General features: G+C 73.7%; 2 protein-coding genes. Both read left to right on the plus strand.

Annotated elements, in window-relative coordinates; all coding sequences use genetic code 11:
* Nucleotides 1-1,666, plus strand: a 1,666-nt coding sequence (locus AC1D12_RS32045; protein ID WP_477845198.1) for an AMP-dependent synthetase/ligase, incomplete at its 5' end; no start/stop codon positions are given.
* A gap of 91 nt (nt 1,667-1,757) precedes the next feature.
* Nucleotides 1,758-1,970 (plus strand): universal stress protein (locus tag AC1D12_RS32050; RefSeq protein WP_477845199.1); only part of this gene is annotated, 213 nt, incomplete at its 3' end.

A 1,970-nucleotide genomic window follows, 5' to 3' on the forward strand; every position in this document is an offset into this window, starting at 1 on the left:
GCGCTGGACGCTCGCGCTGGCCGCGCTGCGGGCGCCGGCCGGCGCCCGCGTCGGCCTGCTGCTGCCGAACGGCGTCGAGGCCGTGTGGGCCGACCTCTCGACGATGGCCGCCGGCTGCGTGCCGGTGCCGATGCATGCGCTGGACAACCCCGCGAGCATCGCCTACATCCTCGGYGATTGCGAGGCGGCGGTGCTGATGGTGCAGGAGAGCGCGCAGTGGGAGGCGATCCACGCCACCGGCGTCGCGCTGCCGGCGCTGCGCTGCGTGGTCGTCGTGGGGCCGGGCGCGCCGTCCGCGGCGCCGGCGCCCGGCGCGGTCCCGGTGATCTCGGTGGCCGACTGGCTGGACGCGGGCGCGCAGGCTGCAGAGCTGCCGGCCACGCCGCCGCAACCCGGCGACCTGGCCGCGGTCGTCTACACCTCCGGCACCACCGGCAAGCCCAAGGGCGTGATGCTGACGCATGCCAACGTGGTCGCCAACGTGATGGCGGTGCTCGCGCACGTCGCGCCGGGGCCGGACGACGTCTTCCTGTCGTTCCTGCCGCTGTCGCACACCTTCGAGCGCACGGCGGGCTACTACCTGCCGATCGCCGCCGGCAGCAGCGTCGCGCATGCGCGCTCGGTCGCGCTGCTGGCCGAAGATTTGCGCACCGTGCGGCCGACCGTGCTGGTCTCGGTGCCGCGCATCTACGAGCGGGTGCGCGCGCAGCTCGATGCACGGCTGGCCGGCTCGCGCGCGAAGCGCTGGCTGTTCGAGGCGGCGCAGGGCGTCGGCTGGYGGCGCTTCTGCCGCCAGCAGGGGCTGCCCACGCAGGCCAGCCCCTGGGCCGCGGCCGAGCTGCTGGTCGCGCCGCTGCTCGACGCGCTGGTGGGCCGCCCGCTGCGCGCGAGCTTCGGCGGCCGGCTGCGGGTGGCGGTGAGCGGCGGTGCGCCGCTCGCGCCGGCGCTCGCACGCTGCTTCCTCGGGCTGGGCGTGCCGGTGCTGCAGGGCTACGGCATGACCGAGACCTCGCCGGTGGTCGCCGCCAACACGCTGGCACACAACGACCCGGCCACCGTCGGCACCGCGCTGCAGGGCGTCGAGCTGCGCGTGGGCGAGAACCGCGAGCTGCAGGTGCGCGGCCCGAACGTGATGAAGGGCTACTGGAAGCGCCCGGAAGACAGCGCCCGCGCGTTCACCGACGACGGCTGGCTGCGCACCGGCGACCAGGCCTCGATCGACGATGTCGGGCGGGTGCGCATCCTCGGGCGCATCAAGGAGATCATCGTCACCTCCACCGGCGAGAAGATCGCGCCGGCCGACCTCGAGCTCGCGATCGCCGCCGACCCGCTGTTCAGCCAGGTGTTCGTGCTCGGCGAGAACCGGCCGTTCATCGCCGCGGTGGCGGTGCTGGAGCGCACGCAGTGGCAGGCGTTCGCGCAGGCGCTCGGCGTCGATCCGGCACGGCCCGGGAGCCTGAACCTGCCGGCGGTGCAGCAGGCCGCGCTGCAGCGCATCGCGCAGCAGGCCGCGGCGTTCCCGCGCTACGGCGTGCCGCGCGCGGTGTGGCTGAGCCTGGATCCGTGGACGGTCGAGAACAGCCTGATGACGCCGACGTTGAAGCTCAAGCGGCACAACCTGATGGCGCGCTTCGAGCAGGAGATCGAGGGGCTGTACCGCCGCTGACGACCGGCGCTGACCTGGATCAAGCCCGCGCGGCGGCGGGTTTCCCACACTATCGCGGTGGCAGTTCGCCACGCCACCCGGGAGACCCGTCATGTACCAACGCATTCTCGTGCCGATCGACGGCAGCGCCACCTCGATGCGCGGCCTGGACGAAGCGATCCGCCTGGCCAAGCTGACCGGCGGCCAGATCCGCCTGTTGAACCTGGTCGAGGATCCGACGATGAGCGCCGGCTACGCCAGCTTCGGCGCCTATGCCGGCGAGGTGCTGCCGATGCTGCGCCAGGCCGGCGAGGAAGTCCTCGAG

It is taken from the genome of Rhizobacter sp. P1_G5 (assembly GCF_056405435.1).